This is a genomic window from Saccharopolyspora dendranthemae, assembly GCF_007829955.1.
Classification (GTDB): domain Bacteria; phylum Actinomycetota; class Actinomycetes; order Mycobacteriales; family Pseudonocardiaceae; genus Saccharopolyspora; species Saccharopolyspora dendranthemae.
This window is the reverse complement of the sequence record NZ_VIWX01000005.1, coordinates 586,992-605,607: the sequence shown is the minus strand read 5'-3', so window position 1 is coordinate 605,607 and position 18,616 is coordinate 586,992. Positions and strand designations below refer to the sequence as shown.

General features: G+C 69.5%; 16 protein-coding genes and 1 pseudogene. 4 read left to right on the top strand and 13 right to left on the bottom strand.

Translation table 11 applies throughout. The annotated features are described in order from the left end of the window. Both FHU35_RS24525 and FHU35_RS24520 read right to left on the bottom strand, forming a co-directional pair. On the bottom strand, positions 1 to 351 hold a 351-nt coding region (locus FHU35_RS24525; RefSeq protein WP_425474178.1), incomplete at its 3' end, for a barstar family protein. Between the two features lie 50 nt (positions 352 to 401). Next, a pseudogene (locus FHU35_RS24520) lies at positions 402 to 818 on the bottom strand (guanyl-specific ribonuclease). 349 nt (positions 819 to 1,167) lie between these two features. On the opposite strand from FHU35_RS24520, the gene FHU35_RS24515 reads away from it, so the two are divergent. From FHU35_RS24515 to FHU35_RS24505, 3 genes are all read left to right on the top strand, one after another. Further along, positions 1,168 to 1,665: a toxin-antitoxin system HicB family antitoxin gene (locus FHU35_RS24515; RefSeq protein ID WP_145743740.1), complete on the top strand. Its 498-nt coding sequence runs from the start codon at positions 1,168 to 1,170 to the stop codon at positions 1,663 to 1,665. A gap of 76 nt (positions 1,666 to 1,741) precedes the next feature. After that, the gene (locus tag FHU35_RS24510; protein ID WP_145743738.1) at positions 1,742 to 2,593 is read left to right on the top strand and encodes a DUF4097 family beta strand repeat-containing protein; all 852 of its coding nucleotides are present in this window, start codon (positions 1,742 to 1,744) and stop codon (positions 2,591 to 2,593) included. Next, positions 2,590 to 3,771, top strand: a complete 1,182-nt coding sequence (locus tag FHU35_RS24505) for a cytochrome P450 (protein ID WP_145743736.1) — start codon at positions 2,590 to 2,592, stop codon at positions 3,769 to 3,771. The genes FHU35_RS24510 and FHU35_RS24505 overlap by 4 nt, the downstream gene beginning before the upstream one ends. Positions 3,772 to 3,781: 10 nt before the next feature. Here the strand turns inward: FHU35_RS24505 and mmsB are convergent, their stop codons facing one another. From mmsB to aceA, 8 genes are all read right to left on the bottom strand, one after another. After that, positions 3,782 to 4,669, bottom strand: coding sequence for a 3-hydroxyisobutyrate dehydrogenase (mmsB, locus tag FHU35_RS24500; protein ID WP_145743734.1), 888 nt, complete (start codon positions 4,667 to 4,669; stop codon positions 3,782 to 3,784). 49 nt (positions 4,670 to 4,718) lie between these two features. Further along, positions 4,719 to 5,753, bottom strand: coding sequence for an enoyl-CoA hydratase/isomerase family protein (locus tag FHU35_RS24495; protein ID WP_145743732.1), 1,035 nt, complete (start codon positions 5,751 to 5,753; stop codon positions 4,719 to 4,721). A gap of 46 nt (positions 5,754 to 5,799) precedes the next feature. Then, a complete protein-coding gene (locus FHU35_RS24490; RefSeq protein ID WP_145743730.1) occupies positions 5,800 to 6,963 on the bottom strand; it encodes an acyl-CoA dehydrogenase family protein in 1,164 nt (387 codons plus the stop codon). 59 nt (positions 6,964 to 7,022) lie between these two features. Next, complete coding sequence (locus tag FHU35_RS24485) at positions 7,023 to 8,522, bottom strand: CoA-acylating methylmalonate-semialdehyde dehydrogenase (protein ID WP_145743728.1); 1,500 nt, start codon at positions 8,520 to 8,522, stop codon at positions 7,023 to 7,025. 205 nt (positions 8,523 to 8,727) lie between these two features. After that, positions 8,728 to 9,249: an EF-hand domain-containing protein gene (locus FHU35_RS24480; RefSeq protein ID WP_145743726.1), complete on the bottom strand. Its 522-nt coding sequence runs from the start codon at positions 9,247 to 9,249 to the stop codon at positions 8,728 to 8,730. 111 nt (positions 9,250 to 9,360) lie between these two features. Then, complete coding sequence (locus tag FHU35_RS24475; protein WP_145743724.1) at positions 9,361 to 10,026, bottom strand: MOSC domain-containing protein; 666 nt, start codon at positions 10,024 to 10,026, stop codon at positions 9,361 to 9,363. Between the two features lie 57 nt (positions 10,027 to 10,083). Beyond that, positions 10,084 to 11,130, bottom strand: coding sequence for an NAD(P)H-dependent flavin oxidoreductase (locus tag FHU35_RS24470; protein ID WP_145743722.1), 1,047 nt, complete (start codon positions 11,128 to 11,130; stop codon positions 10,084 to 10,086). A gap of 249 nt (positions 11,131 to 11,379) precedes the next feature. After that, on the bottom strand, positions 11,380 to 12,693 hold the full coding sequence (aceA, locus tag FHU35_RS24465; RefSeq protein ID WP_145743720.1) for an isocitrate lyase: 1,314 nt from the start codon (positions 12,691 to 12,693) through the stop codon (positions 11,380 to 11,382). 119 nt (positions 12,694 to 12,812) lie between these two features. On the opposite strand from aceA, the gene FHU35_RS24460 reads away from it, so the two are divergent. Continuing rightward, positions 12,813 to 14,279 (top strand): helix-turn-helix transcriptional regulator, encoded by a 1,467-nt coding sequence (locus tag FHU35_RS24460; RefSeq protein ID WP_145743718.1) that lies wholly within the window; start codon positions 12,813 to 12,815, stop codon positions 14,277 to 14,279. Between the two features lie 101 nt (positions 14,280 to 14,380). Here FHU35_RS24460 and FHU35_RS24455 read toward each other — a convergent pair whose 3' ends face one another. From FHU35_RS24455 to FHU35_RS24445, 3 genes are all read right to left on the bottom strand, one after another. Then, positions 14,381 to 15,265, bottom strand: a complete 885-nt coding sequence (locus tag FHU35_RS24455; RefSeq protein WP_145743716.1) for a LysR family transcriptional regulator — start codon at positions 15,263 to 15,265, stop codon at positions 14,381 to 14,383. A gap of 73 nt (positions 15,266 to 15,338) precedes the next feature. Next, positions 15,339 to 17,780, bottom strand: coding sequence for an arylsulfatase (locus tag FHU35_RS24450; RefSeq protein WP_145743713.1), 2,442 nt, complete (start codon positions 17,778 to 17,780; stop codon positions 15,339 to 15,341). A gap of 181 nt (positions 17,781 to 17,961) precedes the next feature. Then, complete coding sequence (locus FHU35_RS24445; protein WP_145743711.1) at positions 17,962 to 18,546, bottom strand: Uma2 family endonuclease; 585 nt, start codon at positions 18,544 to 18,546, stop codon at positions 17,962 to 17,964. Positions 18,547 to 18,616: the final 70 nt, after the last annotated feature.

Here is an 18,616-nt window from a genome sequence, read left to right as displayed (position 1 = left end):
CAGCACTGCCGTGAAGCGGCGGCCGCACATGGGCCGTTCCGCCGCGTCCCGGAGGACCGAGTTGATGCCGTTGAACGCCTTGGGATCGTGGTCGGCGAGGTCCTGAAAGCCGGTCCAGATCAGGACGTGCTCTCCTTCGGACAGCCAGGAGAGGTCCGTCAGGCAGTCGAAGAGGGAATCCAGGTTCCGGCCCGCCCACTCGGGGAAGTCCAGGACCGCGGCGATGCCGTCGAGCGTCAAGCGCTTGCTGGTCAGGTCGACCCCGTCGAGGACGTGGGCCGTCGCCCCTCGTTCCTCGGCGGTCTCGACCGCTTCGCGCGTCGTGAGCTCCGCGTTCGGCTGATCACTCACCGGCTGCTCCTTCCGCAACCTGCTTGCCAGTTTCGCTCCGAACATGGCACTCAACCCGCCGTATCCACAACCACGAACGACTCATAGTGATCACCGGTGTAGTACACCTCTTTTTGGTTCCCGGTGACCAGTCGTCGCGCCCCGCGGTCCTTCGAACCGGGCGTGGGCACGGTGTACTCGTGGTAGTAACCGGACTTCTGCTTGGGAAGCTTCGCCTTCGCGGTTGCCGAACACCGAGCCGTCCTTGCCCGAGTACGGGAACGGCCCGCCCTTGACGATGAGCTTGTAGGTCTTGTCCGCCTCCGGCGGCAGCTTCGACAGCTGCTGGACCTGCAGTCCGGACTGATCGGCACCGGGAACCTCGGTGCTCGGCGAGTCGGCGACGACGTCCTTGCCGAACCACCCGAGCAACGACCAGGGCGACCAGGCCCGACCAACGCCGACGAAATGCGCTTGCGCGAGCTCACGCCGTCCTTCTCCTCCGCCCGGTTTTCACCGTCGTCGTGACCGACGGGAGTTCCGGTGCCGCGCACGCGGGTGAACCTGGCTTCGACGCCGTCCACCGCGCGGTCGACGACCCGCGCCACTCCCCAGCACAACGGCACCAGCACTGCAAGGACCAGGGCTACCTGCAGGGGGTAGACGAGCTGCACCAACCACAGCTCGACGCCGTCGTACCACTCGACCAGCAACTCCAACACACGCGCAGCGTACGCGCGGCACCACGGCGCTGCGCGCACCCCCGACCCCCGGGCACGGCACCTCCGAGCGGAAATTCGGTTGCGCGGTGTGCCACCGTGGTGCCATTCTGGCATCATGGATCTCACGACGTACGTCGACAGCCTTCGCCGAGATCTGGCGGCGGCCGCCGAAACCGGTGGCGACGAGGCCCGGGAACTCGCCGAACGCCTCACCGCACCGATGGAATCGGCGATCCGCCTGATGCTGCTCAACGCCCTGTCGGCGGCCGCCGACGAGATCACCAGCGATCTCGCCCCCGGCTCCGTCGAGGTGCGGTTGCGCGGAGGCGAGCCCGGCTTCGTCGTGACACCGGCCGCCCCCACCGACGACGACACCATCGGGACCGGCACCACCGCGCCACCGGTGCCGGAGGCCGACGAGGGCGCGATGTCGCGGATCAACCTGCGGCTGCCCGAGAACCTCAAGAACCGGGTCGAGGAAGCCGCGGGCGCGCAGCACCTGTCGGTCAACGCCTGGCTGGTGCGCGCCGCCGCGGCAGCGCTCGACGGCGACCGCCCGCGCGCCAGGTCGCACGGCAAGGTCGGCCAGCGCTTCACCGGCTGGGTGCGCTGAGGCGCTCCCGACACCGCGTCACCACACGTCTCCGACCAGCGGAGACGCTCTCACACCACCTTCGGAGGGCACCGCCATGCCTGAATTCGACACACCCGAGCCGATTGCGGCGACCATCGAGTTCGCCTGGGGCGCAGCGCGCATCGTCGCCACCGACCGCGCTCGCGCGGACGTCGACGTGCGACCCACCGACGCATCCGCCAAGGCCGACGCGACAGCCGCGGAGCAGGTGGACGTGTCGCTGGCCGGCGGGACGCTCCAGATCAGAGGACCGAAATCGCGCGGCCTGTTCAGCAAGCCCGGGTCCGTCGAGATCACCGTCGAACTGCCCGCGGGCTCCAGCCTGACCGGGGACGCGGGGGCCGTATCCTTCGAGACCGAGGGGCGACTCGGAGACACCCGGCTCAAGACGGCGATGGGCAGCATCGACGTCGACGAGACCGGTGCGCTGCGCGCGGCCACCTCAGGCGGACGCGTCACCGCCCGGCACATCGCCGGCAACGCCGACGTGCGCACCGGCACCGGCCAGGTCGAGCTGCACCGGATCGACGGCACCGCCGTGGTGAAGAACTCCAACGGCGCCACCCGCATCGGCGAGGTCCGCGGCGACCTGAAGCTCAAGGCCGCCAACGGGGACATCATCGTCCAGCGATCGTCGGCCGACGTCGAGGCGCGCACCGCCAACGGCAGCATCCAGATCGACGAGATCGTGCGCGGCTCGGTGCAGCTGGCGACCTCGCTCGGCGAACTGCGCATCGGCATCCGGCCGGGCACCACGGCGTGGCTCGACCTCGACGCCAAGTACGGCCGGGTGCACAACGACATGGACCACGCCGAGTCCCCCGAACCCGGCGCCGAGACCGCAGAGGTGCACGCCCGCACCGGGTTCGGCGACGTCACCGTCCGACGAACGGAGACAGTGCGATGACCTGCCCAGCAGACCAGTGGGGCGTCGACCCCGGCAAGTTCTGGATGCGCGGCACCCCGCCGCAGTCCCCGGTGCTCCTCGACGAGAGCACCGGCGTGCTCAACGTCTACGGGCACGCCGAGGCGACCCAGGTGCTGAGCGACCCGGGCACGTACTCCTCCAACATCACCCGCGCGCTCGGGTTCGAGGGCGAGAACCCGATGCAGGAGGGCAATCTCCTGCAGATGGACCCGCCCCGGCACCGCAAGCTGCGCACGCTCGTCAGCAAGGCCTTCACCCCGAAGGTCGTGGCCGACCTCGAACCTCGCATCGCGGAGGTGACGGGAGAACTGCTCGCACCGCTGGAAGGCGAGTTCGACCTGGTCGCCGAGCTGGCGCACCCGCTGCCGGTGATTGTCATCGCCGAGCTGCTCGGGGTCCCGGCCGACGACCGCGCGCAGTTCCGCGAGTGGGCCGACGGGCTGCTCACCACCGACGCCGAGTTCAACGCGCGGGAGATCGACGTCGACAGCGACGAGGCGAACCGGCAGATGCGGATGGTCGCGGAGATGGGCGAGTACCTGCTCGGCCACGCCGCCGAGCGCCGCCGCAGCCCCCGCCGGGACCTGCTGACCGACCTGCTCCAGGCCGAGGTCGACGGTGAGCGGCTCAAGGACGACGAGATCGTCAACTTCGCCACCGTGCTGCTGCTGGCGGGCCACATCACCACGACGCTGCTGGTCGGCAACACCGTGCTGTGCCTGGACGCCCATCCCGACCAGCAGGCCGCGGTGCGGGCCGACCGCGCGCTGCTGCCGAGCGCGATCGAGGAGTCGCTGCGCTACCTGAGCCCGTTCGCGGTGGTCTACCGGGCGAGCACGGAGGCCACCGAGCTCGGCGGGCAGCAGGTTCCGGCCGACCAGATCACCGCAGTGCGGCTCGGCGCGGCCAACTGGGACGCGCGGCGCTTCGCCGACCCGATGGCCTTCGACGTCAGGCGGGACCCCAACCCGCACTTGGGTTTCGGCCGTGGAGTCCACTTCTGCCTCGGCGCACCGCTGGCCAGGATGGAGGGCAGGATCGCCCTGGACCGCCTGCTCGACCGGTTCCCGAACCTGAGCGCGGACCCGGAGAACCCGCCGAGGTTCCTGCGCTCGTTCGACATCAGCGGTGTCGACGAACTCCGGGTCCGCACCTGAGAGGTCCCCGTCAGGAGCCGGAGTGCTCCCGGATCGACTTGATGATGGCGCCGAAGTCCTGGCCTCCGCCGCCCTCCTCGTTGAAGCGGCGGTAGAGGTCCGTGGCGAGGCGCCCGATGGACGCGTCGGTGCCGGACTGCTCCGCCGCGGAGAGGGCCAGGTTGAGGTCCTTGAGCATCAGGGCCGCCGCGAACCCCGGCTCGTAGTCGCGGTTCGCGCGGCTGGTCTCCACCAGGTCGGGCACCGGGCAGTTGGTGGTCAGCGCCCAGCACTGACCGGTGGAGATCGATGCGACGTCGTAGAGCGCCTCGTGGGACAGGCCGAGGCGCTCGCCGAGCACGAACGCCTCGCTGACCGCGATCATCGACGCCCCGAGGATCAGGTTGTTGCACATCTTGGTGACCTGGCCGTTGCCGGGGCCGCCGCAGTGGATCACCTTGCGCGCCATGGGTTCCAGGACGTCCTCGGCGCGGTGGAAGTCGGTCTCGGAGCCGCCGACCATGAACGTCAGCGTGCCCGCCTCGGCTCCGGCCGTGCCACCGGAGACGGGCGCGTCGATGCTGCCGAACCCGCTTTCCCGGGCCCGTTCGTGGGCCGCCCTGGCGTCGGCCACGTCCACGGTGGAGGAGTCGATCAGCAGAGCGCCCTCAGCCGCGTGGGGCAACACCTCGTCGTAGGCGTCCAGCAGGTGCTTGCCGCTGGGCAGCATGGTGATCACCGCGTCGGCTCCGCTGACCGCTTCCACGATCGAGCCCACGGTGGCCACGCCGCTGTCCGCCGCGGCCGACAGCGCGGCGGGGACGAGGTCGTAGCCCTGCACGGTGTGCCCGGCCTTGACGAGGTTCGCCGACATCGGACCGCCCATGTGACCGAGCCCGATGAAACCGATGACAGCCATTGTCACAACCTTTCTGCTCGAACTTCCGCCAAGACCCGGCGATCCGCGCTCAGCCGAACAGCTTCGGCTCGTCGGACACCGGCTCGAAGAACTTCTGCACCCTGGAGTCGTCCACTTCGGACAACGTGGTGGGCGACCACTGCGGGTTGCGGTCCTTGTCGACGAGCGTGGCGCGCACGCCCTCGACGAAGTCGCCGATCCGCACGCACGCCATGGCCAGCCGGTACTCCTGCGTCAGCGCCTGCTCCAGCGATCCGTACCCGCTGCGCAGCGCGCGCAGCGTGACCTTGAGCGCGGTCGGCGACTTGGACTCGATGGCGCTCGCCGCCTCCTTCGCGGCCTGCTCGGGGCGTTCCCGAAGCCGGACGAGGATCGCCTCGGCGTCGGAGCCCTGGTACGCGGCGTCGATCCACTCGCGATGCTCGGCCAGCGACGGCTCGGGCACCGGCGCCGCGAAGCGGGCCAGCACCTCGTCCACGTCCCCGCCGGCCAGGTCTTCGACGATCTCCGGCAGCCGGACGCTGTCGACGTAGTGGTCGGCGAGGCCGCAGTAGAGGGCGTCCGCACCGCCGACCGCACCGCCGGTCAGCGCGAGGTGCGTGCCGAGCTCACCGGGTGCGCGCGACATGAGGTAGGTGCCGCCGACGTCGGGGATGAACCCGATGCCGGTCTCGGGCATCCCGACCTTGGAGCGCTCGGTGACCACCCGGTGCGAGCCGTGCGCGGAGATGCCGACGCCGCCGCCCATGCAGATGCCGTCCATGATCCCCACGACCGGCTTCGGGTAGTTGGCCAGCGCCGAGTTGAGGCGGTACTCCTCGGACCAGAACGCCGCGGGCAGCGACTCGTCGCCCGCCTTGGCCGCGTCGTGCAGCGCGCGCACGTCGCCACCGGCGCACAGCCCGCGCTCGCCCGCCCCGTCGATCATGATCGCGCGGATGTGCTCGGCGTGCCGCCACCGCTCGATCGCCTCGGTCATCTCCCGGACCATGCCGAGGGTCAGCGAGTTGAGCGCCTTCGGGCGGTTGAGCGTGATCCGCCCGAGCGCGCCGTGCTCGCTGACCAGGATCTCGGACTCAGTCATGGTGCGAACTCCATCGTTGTGCAGGGTGCTGCCCCCGCGGCGGCGGTCAGGCCGCCAGCAGACCGCGGGAGATGATCAGCCGCATGATTTCGTTGGTGCCTTCCAGGATCTGATGCACCCGCAGGTCGCGGACGATCTTCTCCAGGCCGTATTCCGCAAGGTATCCGTATCCACCGTGGATCTGAAGTGCCTCGTTGGCGACCGTGAACCCCACGTCCGTGGCCAGTCGTTTGGCCATCGCGCACGACCGGGTCGCCGTCGGGTCCCCGGTGTCGAGCGCCCAGGCCGCCCGCCACAGCAGCAGGCGCGCGGCCTCCAGTTCCGTTGCCATGTCGGCGAGCTTGAACTGCAGGGCCTCGAACTCGCTGAGCTTGGACCCGAACGCGCTGCGCTCCCGCACGTACTCCAGCGACTTGTCCAGCGCGGCCTGCGCACCGCCGAGCGAGCACGCGCCGACGCTGAGCCTGCCGCCGTCGAGCCCCGCCATCGCGATGCGGAACCCGATGCCCTCGTCGCCGAGGCGCTGGTCGGCGGAGACGCGGACGCCGTCGAAGATGACCTGGCGGGTGGGCTGGGCGTTCCAGCCCATCTTCTTCTCGTTGGCACCGAAGGACATGCCCTCGGTTCCGGCCTCCACCACGAAGGTCGAGATCCCCTTGTGGCCCGGCTCGCCGGTCCGCGCCATCACGACGTAGACGTCGGAGCTGCCACCGCCGGAGATGAACTGCTTGACCCCGGTGATCACGTAGTCCTCGCCGTCGCGGACCGCTCGGGTCTGCAGGGCGGCGGCGTCCGAGCCGGCTCCGGGTTCGGTCAGGCAGTAGCTGGCCAGGCGTTCCATCGTGCACAGCTGCGGCAACCAGCGCTCCCGCTGGGCGTCGGTGCCGAAGCGGTCGATCATGCCCGCGCACATGTTGTGGATGGAGATGTAGGCGGCGATCGAGGGATCACCGGTGGCCAGCGCCTCGAAGATGAGCACCGAGTCGAACCGGCTCAGCCCGCTGCCACCGTGGGCCTCGTCGATGTAGACGCCCCCGATGCCCAGCTGACCGGCGGCGCGCAGCGCCTCGATCGGGAAGTGCTTCTCCTGGTCCCATTCCACGGCGTGCGGGGCGAGCTGCTCCTGGGCGAATTCCAGCGCGGTGTCCCGGATCGCGCGCTGGTCATCGGTGAGCTCGAACGGCGAACTCGCCACTGCTGCGACGGACACGTCGCCTCCTCCTCGCGCAGTCGGGCGGGACCCGGGATCGCCGGGTCCCGCCCGCACGATCAGTGCATCGTCGGGATGGTGAAGCTGGCGCCTTCCTTGAGTCCGGAGGGCCAGCGGGACGTGACCGTCTTGGTCTTGGTGTAGAAGCGGATCGAGTCCGGGCCGTGCTGGTTGAGGTCGCCGAATCCGGACCGCTTCCAGCCGCCGAAGGTGTGGTAGGCGATCGGCACCGGGATCGGCACGTTCACGCCGACCATGCCGGTGTTGACGCGGTTGACGAACTCGCGCGCGGCGTCGCCGTCGCGGGTGAAGATCGCCACCCCGTTGCCGTACTCGTGCTCGCTGGGCAGCCGCACCGCTTCCTCGTAGTCGGCGGCGCGCACGATCGACAGCACCGGGCCGAAGATCTCCTCCTGGTAGATCCGCATCTCCGGCGTGACGTGGTCGAACAGCGAGGCGCCCGTGAAGAAGCCGTCCTCGTGCCCCGGCTTGGAATAGCCCCGCCCGTCGACCACCAGCTCCGCGCCCTCGCCGACACCGGCACCGACGAGGTCCTGCACCCGCTGCCACGCCTGCTTGGTCACCAGCGGACCGAAGTCGGCGTCGGCGTCGAAGCTGGTGCCGATCTTGAGATCCTGGATCTTCTCGACGAGCTTGTCCCGCAACGCGTTCGCGGTGGCCTCGCCGACGGGCACGGCGACCGAGATCGCCATGCAGCGCTCCCCCGCCGAGCCGTAACCGGCACCGATGAGCGCGTCGCAGACCTGGTCGAGGTCGGCGTCGGGCATGACGATCAGGTGGTTCTTGGCGCCGCCGAAGCACTGCGCCCGCTTGCCGTGATCAGCGGCCGTGGAGTAGATGTACTGCGCGATGTCGGAGGATCCGACGAAGCCGACCGCCTCGATGCGCGGTTCGGTCAGCAGCGCGTCGACGGCCGTCTTGTCGCCGTTGACCACGTTGAAGATCCCCGGCGGGCCGCCGGCTTCGATGAACAGCTCGGCCAGCCGCAGCGGGACCGAGGGGTCGCGCTCGGACGGCTTGAGCACGAAGGCGTTGCCGCAGGCGATCGCCGGAGCCGCCTTCCACAGCGGGATCATCGCCGGGAAGTTGAACGGCGTGATACCGGCGACGACGCCGAGCGGCTGGCGCAGCGAGTAGACGTCGATGCCGGTGCCGACGCTGTCGCTGTACTCGCCCTTGAGCAGGTGCGGGATGCCGATCGCGAACTCGACGACCTCCAGACCGCGCTGGATGTCGCCCTTCGCGTCGGGCACGGTCTTGCCGTGCTCGGAGGCCAGCAGCCGCGCCAGGTCCTCCATCTCGTCGTTGACCAGCTGCACGAACCGCATGAGCACCCGCGCCCGCTTCTGCGGGTTCGTCGCCGCCCAGGCCGGCTGCGCCGTGGCCGCGTTGTCGACGACCGAGGTGACCTCGTCGGCCGAGGCCAGCGGGACCCTGGCTTGCACCTGGCCCGTGTTGGGATCGAACACGTCACCGAAGGAGCCGGAGGTCCCCGGGACCCGCTTGCCTCCGATGAAGTGCTCCAGCTCGCGTGTCATCTCGCACCGCACCTCCGCCGAACCGGCCATCGAAATACTAGGAAGCCAAACTGTTTGTAGACCGAATTTTGCCCACAGGGAACGCGCACGCAACAGGGTGTGACGCGTCACAGTATCGATTCTGCGCACTTCACGCCGGTTTATCCACCTGCGGAGGTGAGGAGGGCGGGTGCGGGATGCGCGGCCCTGGATGTCCTCAGGGCGGTCAGGCCTCTCCGAAGAGATGGGTCCCCGGTTCCTCACCGTCGTCCCCGACCCAGAACTCCACCCAGTGGGTCACGAACTCCGACCTCCGGAGTTCCCCGTCTCCGTTCAGGTCGAGCCGGGCGAACGCGAGGTCGGTCGGCGCTTCCCGTCCCGTCCACGCCTGGATCATGCGGGCGTACTCGGCTGCGGTCACCCGGCCGTCGCCGTCCTCGTCCACCGCCTCGAACATCGACTCGGCGGTCGCCGTCACCAGGTCGAGCATCGCGCCCAGGTTCTCGACCGCGGCCAGCATCTCCTCCTGCGTGATCCGCTGATCGCTGTTCTCGTCGGCGGTCGCGCTCAACGCGTCCCACCAGCGCATCATGATCTCGCGCAACCGAGTCGACCCGTCCTCACCGCGGATGCGCGCCCACCGTTCGGTCAGCGCCTCGAAATCAGCGCGCTCCAAGAACCCGTCGCCGTTGACGTCCATCGCGGTGAACACGACGGAGGCCTTCTTCCGCTGCAAGTCGCTCGCCATCGAACCAACCTGGCAGGGGCGTCGCGATGGCGGCAACAGCCCGGTCGGGGCGTTCCGCCGGGCGTGCGAGTGATCGTCCTCGGCGCTGGTGACGCACCGTGTCTGCCCGGGTCAGGCCCGCGCGGCCGAGCGGAAGGTGTCGATCTTGTCCGCGACGTACTCGCGCCACGGCCCGGGCAGGTCCGGCAGGCAGCCCGCGACGTGCTCGGCCAGTTCGGCCCGGTCCTCGCGGTTGTGCATGAGCAGCGCGAACAGCTCGTCGACCCGCACGCCGTGCTCGGGCCGGGACAGCACGCGCAGCTGCTCGCCCGCGCTGATCTCGCCCGGTCGCTCGACCGCGAGGTAGGCACCGGTGCGCCCGTGCGCGGTGAACTTCTTGACCAGGCCCGGGACGTCCCAGAAGCCGGCGAAGACCCGGCACGGCTGGCGCGAGCCGGTCACCCGGAACACGGCACCACCGATCTCCCAGCGCTCGCCGATCAGCGCCGCGGAACTGTCCACACCGGACAGCGTCAGGTTCTCGCCCGCGTTGCCGGGCACCAGGTCCTTGCCCAGCTCGGCCGACCAGAAGGCCAGTTCCTCGCTGTCGAAGGCGTAGGCAGCCTGGTACCAGGCGCCGTGGTGGTCGGTGTCGCACACCGAATCGCCGTCGACCCCGGCCTCGGTGAACCGGACCGGCCCGTCGACCGACCGCTTGTCGATCCCGGTCTTGCCGACACGCCCCGTCCACTCCCCGGTCCGCAGGAAGGCCACGTTCACCGACGACACCACGCTCATGAGCGCCAAACTACGGGAGGAACGGCACCGACCACAGCGAATTTCCGGCAGCGAGCGTCACAGTCGCCCGGAGACCGACCGCAGCGCGTCGCGCGCCTCCTCGCGCAGCAGCCCGACCAGGTCGGCAGCGGGCATCGGGCGGGCTTGGGCGTAGGTCTGACCTGCCCACATCGAGATCGCCTCGGCGTCACCGGCCTTGCCCGCGGCTCCGCGCATCGGCTTGGTGAGGTTGTTCACCTGCGGGTACGCGGCCGGGGCGTCCTGGTTGTCGAGCATGAAGCGGTTCACCAGGCCGCGCGCGGGACGACCGCTGAACGCGCGGGTGACCTCGGTCCACCGCTGGCCGTCGGCCATCTGGTCCCGCTGCACCGCGGCGGTTCCCGCCTCGTCGCAGACCAGGAACGCGGTGCCCAGCTGCGCGGCGACCGCACCGGCGGTCAGCACGGCCGCGACGTCGGCGCCGTGCACCAGACCACCTGCGGCGATGATCGGCAGGTTCACCGCCGCGCGCACCGAGCGGATCGCGGCCAGCAGGCCGAGCATCGGGCCGCCGCCCGGCTGCTCGGGGTCGTCGTGGAACACGCTGCGGTGCCCACCGGCCTCCATGCCCTGCACGCACACGGCGTCAGCGCCCACCCGCGCGGCCTGCCGAGCCTCGTCAGCGGTGGTCACGGTGATCACGACCTCCGAGCCCGCCGCGTGCAGCGCGTCCACGGTGGACGCTTCGGGCAGCCCGAAGGTGAACGACACCACCGGGATCCGCTCCTCGATGAGCTGCTGCACCTTCGCCGGGTAGGAATCGTCGTCCCAGTCGGCCGAGCCCGGTTCGACCCCGTGCCGCGCACCGGTCTCCGCGACTCGCGCGCGGTAGCCGTCGAGGTCGACGTCCCGCCGGTCGCTGGGCACGAAGAGGTTCACCCCGAACGGTTCGCCGGTCAGCGACCGGATCCGCGAGATCTGCTCCGCCAGCCGGTCCTCGGTCAGCATCGCGCCGGCCAGGAACCCCAGCGCCCCCGCCTCGCTCACCGCCGCGGCCAGTTCCGGAGTGCTGAGCCCACCGGCCATCGGCGCCGCGACCAGCGGCACCCTCGACTCCACGATCATGTTGAGAACGCTACCTCCGAACAACCTGCCCCAGCACCGGTGTTCGGAGTTCCCGAACCACCGTTCCAGCACGCGCCCGACCCGGTTTCACCAGATCAGGGGCACAAAAAGAAGTGAGCGGGAACCCGACGCCTTGGGTTCCCGCTCACTCGCACCATTGCGATTTTTCCGACACCCCGCCACAGGGCCGCTGGTGCGTTCAGGGGGTGGCCGGCGCAGCAGGCGCGCCGGCCACCATCAACCACACGATCAGTGGAACTGCGAGGTCTCGGTCGAACCGGCCAGCGCGGTGGTCGACGAGTCCGGGTTGATTGCAGTGCTGATCGTGTCGAAGTAACCGGTACCGGCCTCGCGCTGGTGGCGCGTGGCGGTGTAACCGCGGTCCTCCGAGCCGAACTCCTTCTCCTGCAGCTCGACGTAGGCGGTCATGCCGTCGGTGGCGTAACCCTTGGCCAGGTCGAACATGCTGTAGTTCAGCGCGTGGAAGCCCGCGAGGGTGATGAACTGGAACTTGAAGCCCATGTGGCCGAGCTCGCGCTGGAACTTGGCGATGGTCGCGTCGTCCAGGTTCTTCTTCCAGTTGAACGACGGCGAGCAGTTGTAGGCCAGCATCTGGTCCGGGTACTCGGACTTGACGGCCTCGGCGAACTTGCGGGCCATCTCCAGGTCCGGCGTGCCGGTCTCCATCCAGATCAGGTCGGAGTACGGCGCGTAGGCCTTGGCGCGGGCGATGCAGGGCTCGATGCCGTTGTTGACCTTGTAGAAGCCCTCGGCGGTGCGCTCACCGGTGAGGAACGGCTTGTCGCGGTCGTCGATGTCGCTGGTCAGCAGCGTCGCGGCCTCGGCGTCGGTACGCGCGATGACCAGGGACGGCACACCCGCGACGTCGGCGGCCAGGCGAGCGGCGTTCAGCGTCTTGACGTGCTGGCTGGTGGGGATGAGCACCTTGCCACCCAGGTGACCGCACTTCTTCTCGGAAGCGAGCTGGTCCTCCCAGTGCACGCCCGCCGCACCGGCGCCGATCATGCCGCGCATCAGCTCGTAGGCGTTGAGGACACCACCGAAACCGGCCTCGGCGTCGGCGACGATCGGGGCGAGCCAGTGGGTGTCCTCACCCTCGATGGCCTCGCTCTCCGGGTCCAGCGCCTCGGCCCAGTTGATCTGGTCCGCGCGCTTGAGCGCGTTGTTGATCCGGCGGACGACCTGCGGGACCGAGTTGGCCGGGTACAGCGACTGGTCCGGGTAGGTCTCGCCCGCCAGGTTGGCGTCGGCGGCGACCTGCCAGCCGGACAGGTAGATGGCCTTGAGGCCGGCGCGGACCTGCTGGACCGCCTGGTTACCGGTCAGCGCGCCCAGCGAGTTGACGTAGTCGGTCTCGTGCAGCAGCTTCCACAGCCGCTCCGAGCCCTGGCGGGCCAGGGTGTGCTCTTCCTGCACCGAGCCGCGGAGGCGGACGACCGTCTCAGCGGAGTGCGTGCGCTCGATGCCCTTCCAGCGCGGGCTGGTGTCCCACTCGCGCTGCAGCTCCTCAGAGGCCTTCTTCGCCTGCTCGCGGATGCTCATGATTTTTTCCCCTTCCGGGATCGCTGGCGACCTGCTGCAATCAATATTGCAACCTGCCAAGCGAAACCGGGCCAGATTTTCTAGGTAATTTTCAGGATTTTTCTGCTAGCATCAACGCCATGACGGAGTTCCCCGGCGAAGAAGACCGTAGTTTTTCTACGGAACACGACCTTCTGGTCTTTGGTCAGCGGCTCAGGCACTTGCGCCGAGCCGCTGGATTGACTCTTGTTGAGCTCGGCGACCGCGTGGGGAGAGCGCCGTCACAGCTCTCGCTGCTGGAGAACGGCCACCGCGAGCCGAAGCTGTCGCTGCTGCGATCGCTGGCCGACGCGCTGGGCACCTCCGTCGACGAACTGCTGTCCAAGAAGGCCCCGAACCGGCGCGCCGAGCTCGAGATCGCGGTGGAGAAGGCTCAGCTCGACCCGATCTACCAGCGGCTCTCGCTGCCGCCGCTGAAGGTCGGCAAGCGACTGCCCACCGAGGCGCTCGAACACGTGCTGGCGCTCTACGAGGAGCTCCGGCGCAGGGAGACCCAGAAGGTCGCCACTCCTGAGGAGGCCCGCAAGGCCAACGCGGAGCTGCGCGGCATGATGCGCCGCCACAACAACTTCTTCCCCGAGATCGAGAAGGCCGCCAGCGACCTGCTCAAACGAGTCGGTTACCACGGCGGCCCGCTGTCCGAGGGGCTGATCCAGTCCATCGCCACGCACATGGGCTTCGGGCTGAAGTTCGTCACCGATCTGCCGCGCTCGGTCCGGTCGGTGACCGACATGAAGAACCGCCGCATCTTCCTGCGGCGCGAATCCCTGGGCATGCACAGCCCGCGCACGATCCTGCTGCAGACCCTGGGGCACCTCACGCTGGGCCACAACCAGCCGCGCGACTTCGCCGACTTCCTGCGGCAGCGGGTCGAGGCCAACTACTTCGCCGCCGCCGTGCTGGTGCCGGAGCAGACCGCGGTGCCCTTCCTGCAGGAGGCCAAGTCCGAGCGCGACCTGGCGGTCGAGGACCTGCGCGACGTGTTCTCGGTGTCCTACGAGATGGCCGCGCACCGGTTCACCAACCTCGCCACGCAGTACCTGGACCTGGTCTGCCACTTCGTCCGCAACGACGAGACGGGCATCATCCACAAGGCCTACGAGAACGACGGGCTGGCGTTCCCCACCGACCCGACGGGCGCGATCGAGGGCCAGCGGATGTGCCGGTACTGGGCGGGCCGCCAGGTCTTCGCCTCGCCGGACCGCTACTCGACCTACTACCAGTACACCGACAAGCCCGGTGCCACGCACTGGTGCGTCGGGCACGTCGACCCGAGCCGCGGCCGGGACTTCGCGATCACCCTCGGCGTCCCCTACACCGAGTCGCGCTGGTTCCGAGGCCGCGACACCAACAACCACTCCAAGTCCGGCTGCCCGAACGGCGAGTGCTGCCAGCGCCCGCCGGCCGAGCTCGCCAGCCGCTGGGAAGGCATGGTCTGGCCGTCGGCCCGAGCGCACTCGCACGTCCTGGCAGCGTTGCCCGCCGACACCTTCCCCGGCGTCGACGAAGCCGACGTCTACGCCTTCGTCGAGGCCCACCAGGGCTGAGCCGAAGTTTTCATGAAAACTTCCTTCCCCCATCCCATCGCCGCAGGTCACCGCGGTTCTGGGGTGGGGGAAGTTTTCATGAGAACTTCCCCCACCTCAGATCAGCGGCGCAGTTCGGCGATGGTTTCAGCCATAGCGACGAACTGCGCCGCTGCTGGTGAGAGGGGCCCTGGTCGCCAGAACAGGACGCCACGGCGGACCACCTTCGGCCGCAGCGGCAGCACGACCGCGCCCCGCGCGGCGGCGTCGCGGGCCATCGCGCGCGGCAGCAGCGTCGCGCCCGCTCCGGCCAGCACCAGCGGTACGATCATCGCCTGGTGCGCGGTCTCCACCGCGAAAGTCGGTCCTCCACCGCGGGGTCCCACGGTGTCCTCGATGACCGCCCGCGTGGCGGTGCCGGACGGGGTGGCGATCCAGTCCAGGGTGGACAGCTCCGGCACGCTCAACCGCTTCCGACCGGGCGCTGCGCCCGGCGGCAGCACGGCGAAGATCTCCCGGCCTCGCAGCACCATGCTCTCCAGATCCCCGATGGGATGCTCGGAATCGACCAGGCCGAGCTCGCGCTCACCGGCCCGCACCGCGGAGGTCACGTCCGTCCCCAGCTCGGGGTCGGCGATGGTGACCGCGACCTTGGGGTTCTCGCGCAGGAAAGCGCCGATGAGCTCGGCGAGCGGGTCGACGGCCAGCGTCGTCTGCGCCACGACGTCCAGCCGGCCGCCGGACAGCCCGAGCACCTCGCGGACCGAGGCCGCGGCCGTGCTCAGGTCCCGCATCACCTGCCGGGCGGGTTCCACCAGCGCGTCCCCGGCCGGGGTGAGCGCGACCCCGTGCGGGAGCCGGTGGAAGATCTTGCCGCCGAGCTCCTTCTCCAGGTTCCGGACGGCGTGCGACAGCGAGGGCTGGGCCACGTGCATCGCCTGCGCGGCCGCGGTGAAGCTGCCGTGCTCGACGATCGCCAGGAAGTACTCCAACTCCCGCCGGTCCATGACACCTCCCCACGCGAAAGACCCGCCTGCCCGGCATTACACCAGGCAGGCGGGACATCGCCAGGCCGAGCTCCTACTCGTGCGCGGTCCGGAAGGCCGACGCCGCCTCCACGTCCGACCACTGGTCGTCGTCGAGGTCGACGCGCAGCCGCCGCAGCCCACCGGTGAAGGCGTTGTCGACCGGCACGTAGTCGTCGGTGACCGGGCTCGCCCGGTCGACGCCGACGTCGAAGGTCTCGTCGAAGGCGAAGTAGTACGGGATCGTCGCGTCCACCCGGCCGGAGGCGACGTCGGTGCCGTCCACGCGCAGCGTCACCGCGCCGCCCTTGCCGACGCCGCCGCCGTCGTAGTCGAACCGCACGCTGATCTCGTGCTCGCCGGCGCCCACCGCTTCTCGCGCCCGGACGTGCTGGACGACCGAGCCGAAGTAGTTGTAGGCGTAGCAGGGCTTCCCGTCGTGGAGGTAGAACGACCAGCCGCCGGTCCGGCCGCCCTGGGCCACCAGCACGCCTTCCGCACCGGCCTCGGGCACCTCCACCAGCGCCGTCAGGGTGTGCGAGCGGTTCTTGACGTTCGGCGCGGTCTCCTCGGTGAGCCGCTTGGCGCCCGCGTGGAACGTCACCGATCGACGATCGCCCATGAGGTCCAGCCGACCGGCTTCGAGGGGGTTCTCCCGCTCGGTCATCCGGTCGTCCAGCGGCAGCACGTTGTGCTTGGCGGCCTCGACCAGGAAGAGCTGCTGGAGCTCGCGCAGCTTCTCGGGGTGCTCCTCGGCGAGGTCGTGGGACTGCGTCCAGTCCACGTTGGTGTCGTAGAGCTCCCAGCGGTCGTCGTCGAAGGAGCGGCGGACGCCGTCCTGCACCATCACCCAGGGCGTTCCGTGCCGGGTCACGGCCATCCACCCGTCCTGGTAGATGCCGCGGTTGCCGACCATCTCGAAGTACTGCACGCGGTGCCGGTCCGGCGCCTCGGCGTCGTTGAAGCTGTAGAGCATGCTGGTGCCCTCGACGGGCTGCTGCGCCACGCCGTTGACCTCGGTCGGGTGCGGCAGGCCCGCCGCTTCCAGGATCGTCGGCACCACGTCGATGACGTGGTGGAACTGGTCGCGCAGCCCGCCGCGCTCGGCGATCCCGTCCGGCCAGTGCACGATCATGCCGTCGCGGATCCCGCCCAGGTGCGACGCGACCTGCTTGGTCCACTGGTAGGGCGTGTTCATCGCCAGCGCCCAGCCGACCGGGTAGTGCGCGTGCGTGGTCGCGTCGCCGAGCGCGGCGTCCTGGGAGTTGATGTACTCGGCGCTGTCCGGGATGCCGCTGGCGAAGCGGTGCTCGTTGAGCGTGCCGCCCAAACCGCCTTCGGCGGAGGCCCCGTTGTCACCGAGGATGTAGACGAACAGCGTGTTGTCCAGCTCGCCGAGCTCGTCGAGCGCGTCGACCAGACGTCCGACCTGGTCATCGGTGTGCTCGGCGAAGCCGGCGTAGAGCTCCATCAGCGACGCCGCGGAGCGCTGCTCCTCGGCGGAGAGCTCGTCCCAGTGCGGCACATCTTCCGACCACGGCGCCAGTTCGGCGTCCTGCGGGACCACGCCGAGTTCCTTCTGCCGCTCCAGGGTGATCTCGCGCTGCCGGTCCCAACCGTGGTCGAACTTGCCCCGGTAGCGCTCCCGGTACTCCTGGGGCACGTGGTACGGCGCGTGGGTGGCGCCGAACGGGAGGTAGGCGAAGAACGGGTTGTCGGGCTTCAGCGAGGTCTGGTCCCGCACCCAGTCGATCGCGTTGTCCACCAGGTCTTCGGACAGGTGGTAGCCGTCTTCGGGTTTGCGGGTGGGCTCAACGGGTTTCGTCCCGTCGAACAGCACCGGGTACCAGTGGTTCATCTCGGCGCACATGAAGCCGTAGAACTTCTCGAAGCCCTCGCCCGTGGGCCACCGGTCAAAAGGCCCCGCCGCGCTGACGTCTCGCGCCGGAGTCTGGTGCCACTTGCCGAAAGCCGCTGTGTTGTAACCGTTCCCCTGCAGCATCTGGCCGATCGTGGCGGCGCTGAGCGGGCGGACACCGCAGTAACCGGGTGCGGCGCTGGCCATCTCGGTCGTGACGCCCATGCCGACGGAGTGGTGGTTGCGTCCGGTCAGCAGCGCCTGCCGGGTCGGCGAGCAGATCGCGGTGACGTGGAAGCGGTTGTAGCGAAGGCCACCACCGGCCAGCCGTTCTGCCGTGGGCATGTTGCAGGGCCCGCCGAACGCGCTCGGAGCACCGAATCCCATGTCGTCGAGGAGCACCACGACGACGTTCGGCGCTCCCTGCGGCGGGCGCAGCGGCTGCCGCGGCTGGAAGGCCGGGCTCTGATCGCGGGCGTCGAGGGAGGTCGCGGTGGGCGGCTGAGGATCGGGGATCGGCAAGCGTTCGCGGGAGAAGTCCACCAGCAACCTCCAGGCAGCGTCGAGCCCGCCACTTTTCGGTGGCGCACCGAGGGAAACGCCGATGCGCTCGGTGGGACCCCGAGCAGCACGGACCATGACGAGCGAATGCTAGCCACGTGCCCGGGCCGCACAACCGCCGTCCGAGCCGTGAGAACGAGACCCGGATCACTTATGAAGCGACTCGGCCCAGGCCAGCGGAGGAGCAGACCCATTCTCGATCCGCCCGATAGACGATCTCTATACCCGCGAAGCCACCCTCGCGGAGGGGGCTGCGAGTTCACGCCTTCCGGCGGCGACCGATCAGTTCAGCGGGAACGACGCGCACGGCGAAGGGATTCGCCGCGTCGAAGACCTCCGTCCCGGCGACCTTGACGATCCGCTCGTACTCGCCGTCCTCACCCAGCTCGAACGCGGTCAGCCTCGGCTCCAGCGGGTCGATCACCCAGTAGCACGGCACACCGAGCCGCTCGTAGAACGCCTTCTTGGAGTTCAGGTCGTTGAGCCTCGTGCTCGGCGAGAGAACTTCCACCGCGAGGACCGGCGCAGCCGGCAGGTACGCCTCGGTGAGATCCTCGTCCCTAGCGACCAGGAGGTCCGGTTGGAGCTCGACGGTGACCGAGGGACGCACCGCGAACGGCGCGGGCAACACCTCGAGCTCGTCCGGGCAGGCCGCGTCGAGCAGCGCTCCCAACCGGAGAATTACCTTCTGGTGCTTGTAGCCGGACGCGGGCGTCTCGAGAAGAGCCCCGTCCAGGAGCTCGTACCGGTGGCCGTCATCGGGCATCGCCTCCAGGTCGTGCACCGTGAAGGGGCGACTCTGGACGATGCCGTGCGGACCGGTCGTCTCTGCCATGACAGACATGGCGCCCTCCTTTCCGATCGACGGAAAGTCAACCAGAGGGCGCCGACATTCGGTCACCGGTCATGCACAG

Bases quoted from the DNA above. Each gene is read 5' to 3' on its own strand.
- FHU35_RS24515 (WP_145743740.1), top strand. From the start codon at position 1,168: ATGGATCTCACGACGTACGTCGACAGCCTTCGCCGAGATCTGGCGGCG.
- FHU35_RS24510 (WP_145743738.1), top strand. From the start codon at position 1,742: ATGCCTGAATTCGACACACCCGAGCCGATTGCGGCGACCATCGAGTTC.
- FHU35_RS24505 (WP_145743736.1), top strand. From the start codon at position 2,590: ATGACCTGCCCAGCAGACCAGTGGGGCGTCGACCCCGGCAAGTTCTGG.
- mmsB (WP_145743734.1), bottom strand. From the start codon at position 4,669: ATGGCTGTCATCGGTTTCATCGGGCTCGGTCACATGGGCGGTCCGATG.
- FHU35_RS24495 (WP_145743732.1), bottom strand. From the start codon at position 5,753: ATGACTGAGTCCGAGATCCTGGTCAGCGAGCACGGCGCGCTCGGGCGG.
- FHU35_RS24485 (WP_145743728.1), bottom strand. From the start codon at position 8,522: ATGACACGCGAGCTGGAGCACTTCATCGGAGGCAAGCGGGTCCCGGGG.
- FHU35_RS24480 (WP_145743726.1), bottom strand. From the start codon at position 9,249: ATGGCGAGCGACTTGCAGCGGAAGAAGGCCTCCGTCGTGTTCACCGCG.
- FHU35_RS24475 (WP_145743724.1), bottom strand. From the start codon at position 10,026: ATGAGCGTGGTGTCGTCGGTGAACGTGGCCTTCCTGCGGACCGGGGAG.
- FHU35_RS24470 (WP_145743722.1), bottom strand. From the start codon at position 11,130: ATGATCGTGGAGTCGAGGGTGCCGCTGGTCGCGGCGCCGATGGCCGGT.
- aceA (WP_145743720.1), bottom strand. From the start codon at position 12,693: ATGAGCATCCGCGAGCAGGCGAAGAAGGCCTCTGAGGAGCTGCAGCGC.
- FHU35_RS24460 (WP_145743718.1), top strand. From the start codon at position 12,813: ATGACGGAGTTCCCCGGCGAAGAAGACCGTAGTTTTTCTACGGAACAC.
- FHU35_RS24455 (WP_145743716.1), bottom strand. From the start codon at position 15,265: ATGGACCGGCGGGAGTTGGAGTACTTCCTGGCGATCGTCGAGCACGGC.
- FHU35_RS24450 (WP_145743713.1), bottom strand. From the start codon at position 17,780: ATGGTCCGTGCTGCTCGGGGTCCCACCGAGCGCATCGGCGTTTCCCTC.
- FHU35_RS24445 (WP_145743711.1), bottom strand. From the start codon at position 18,546: ATGTCTGTCATGGCAGAGACGACCGGTCCGCACGGCATCGTCCAGAGT.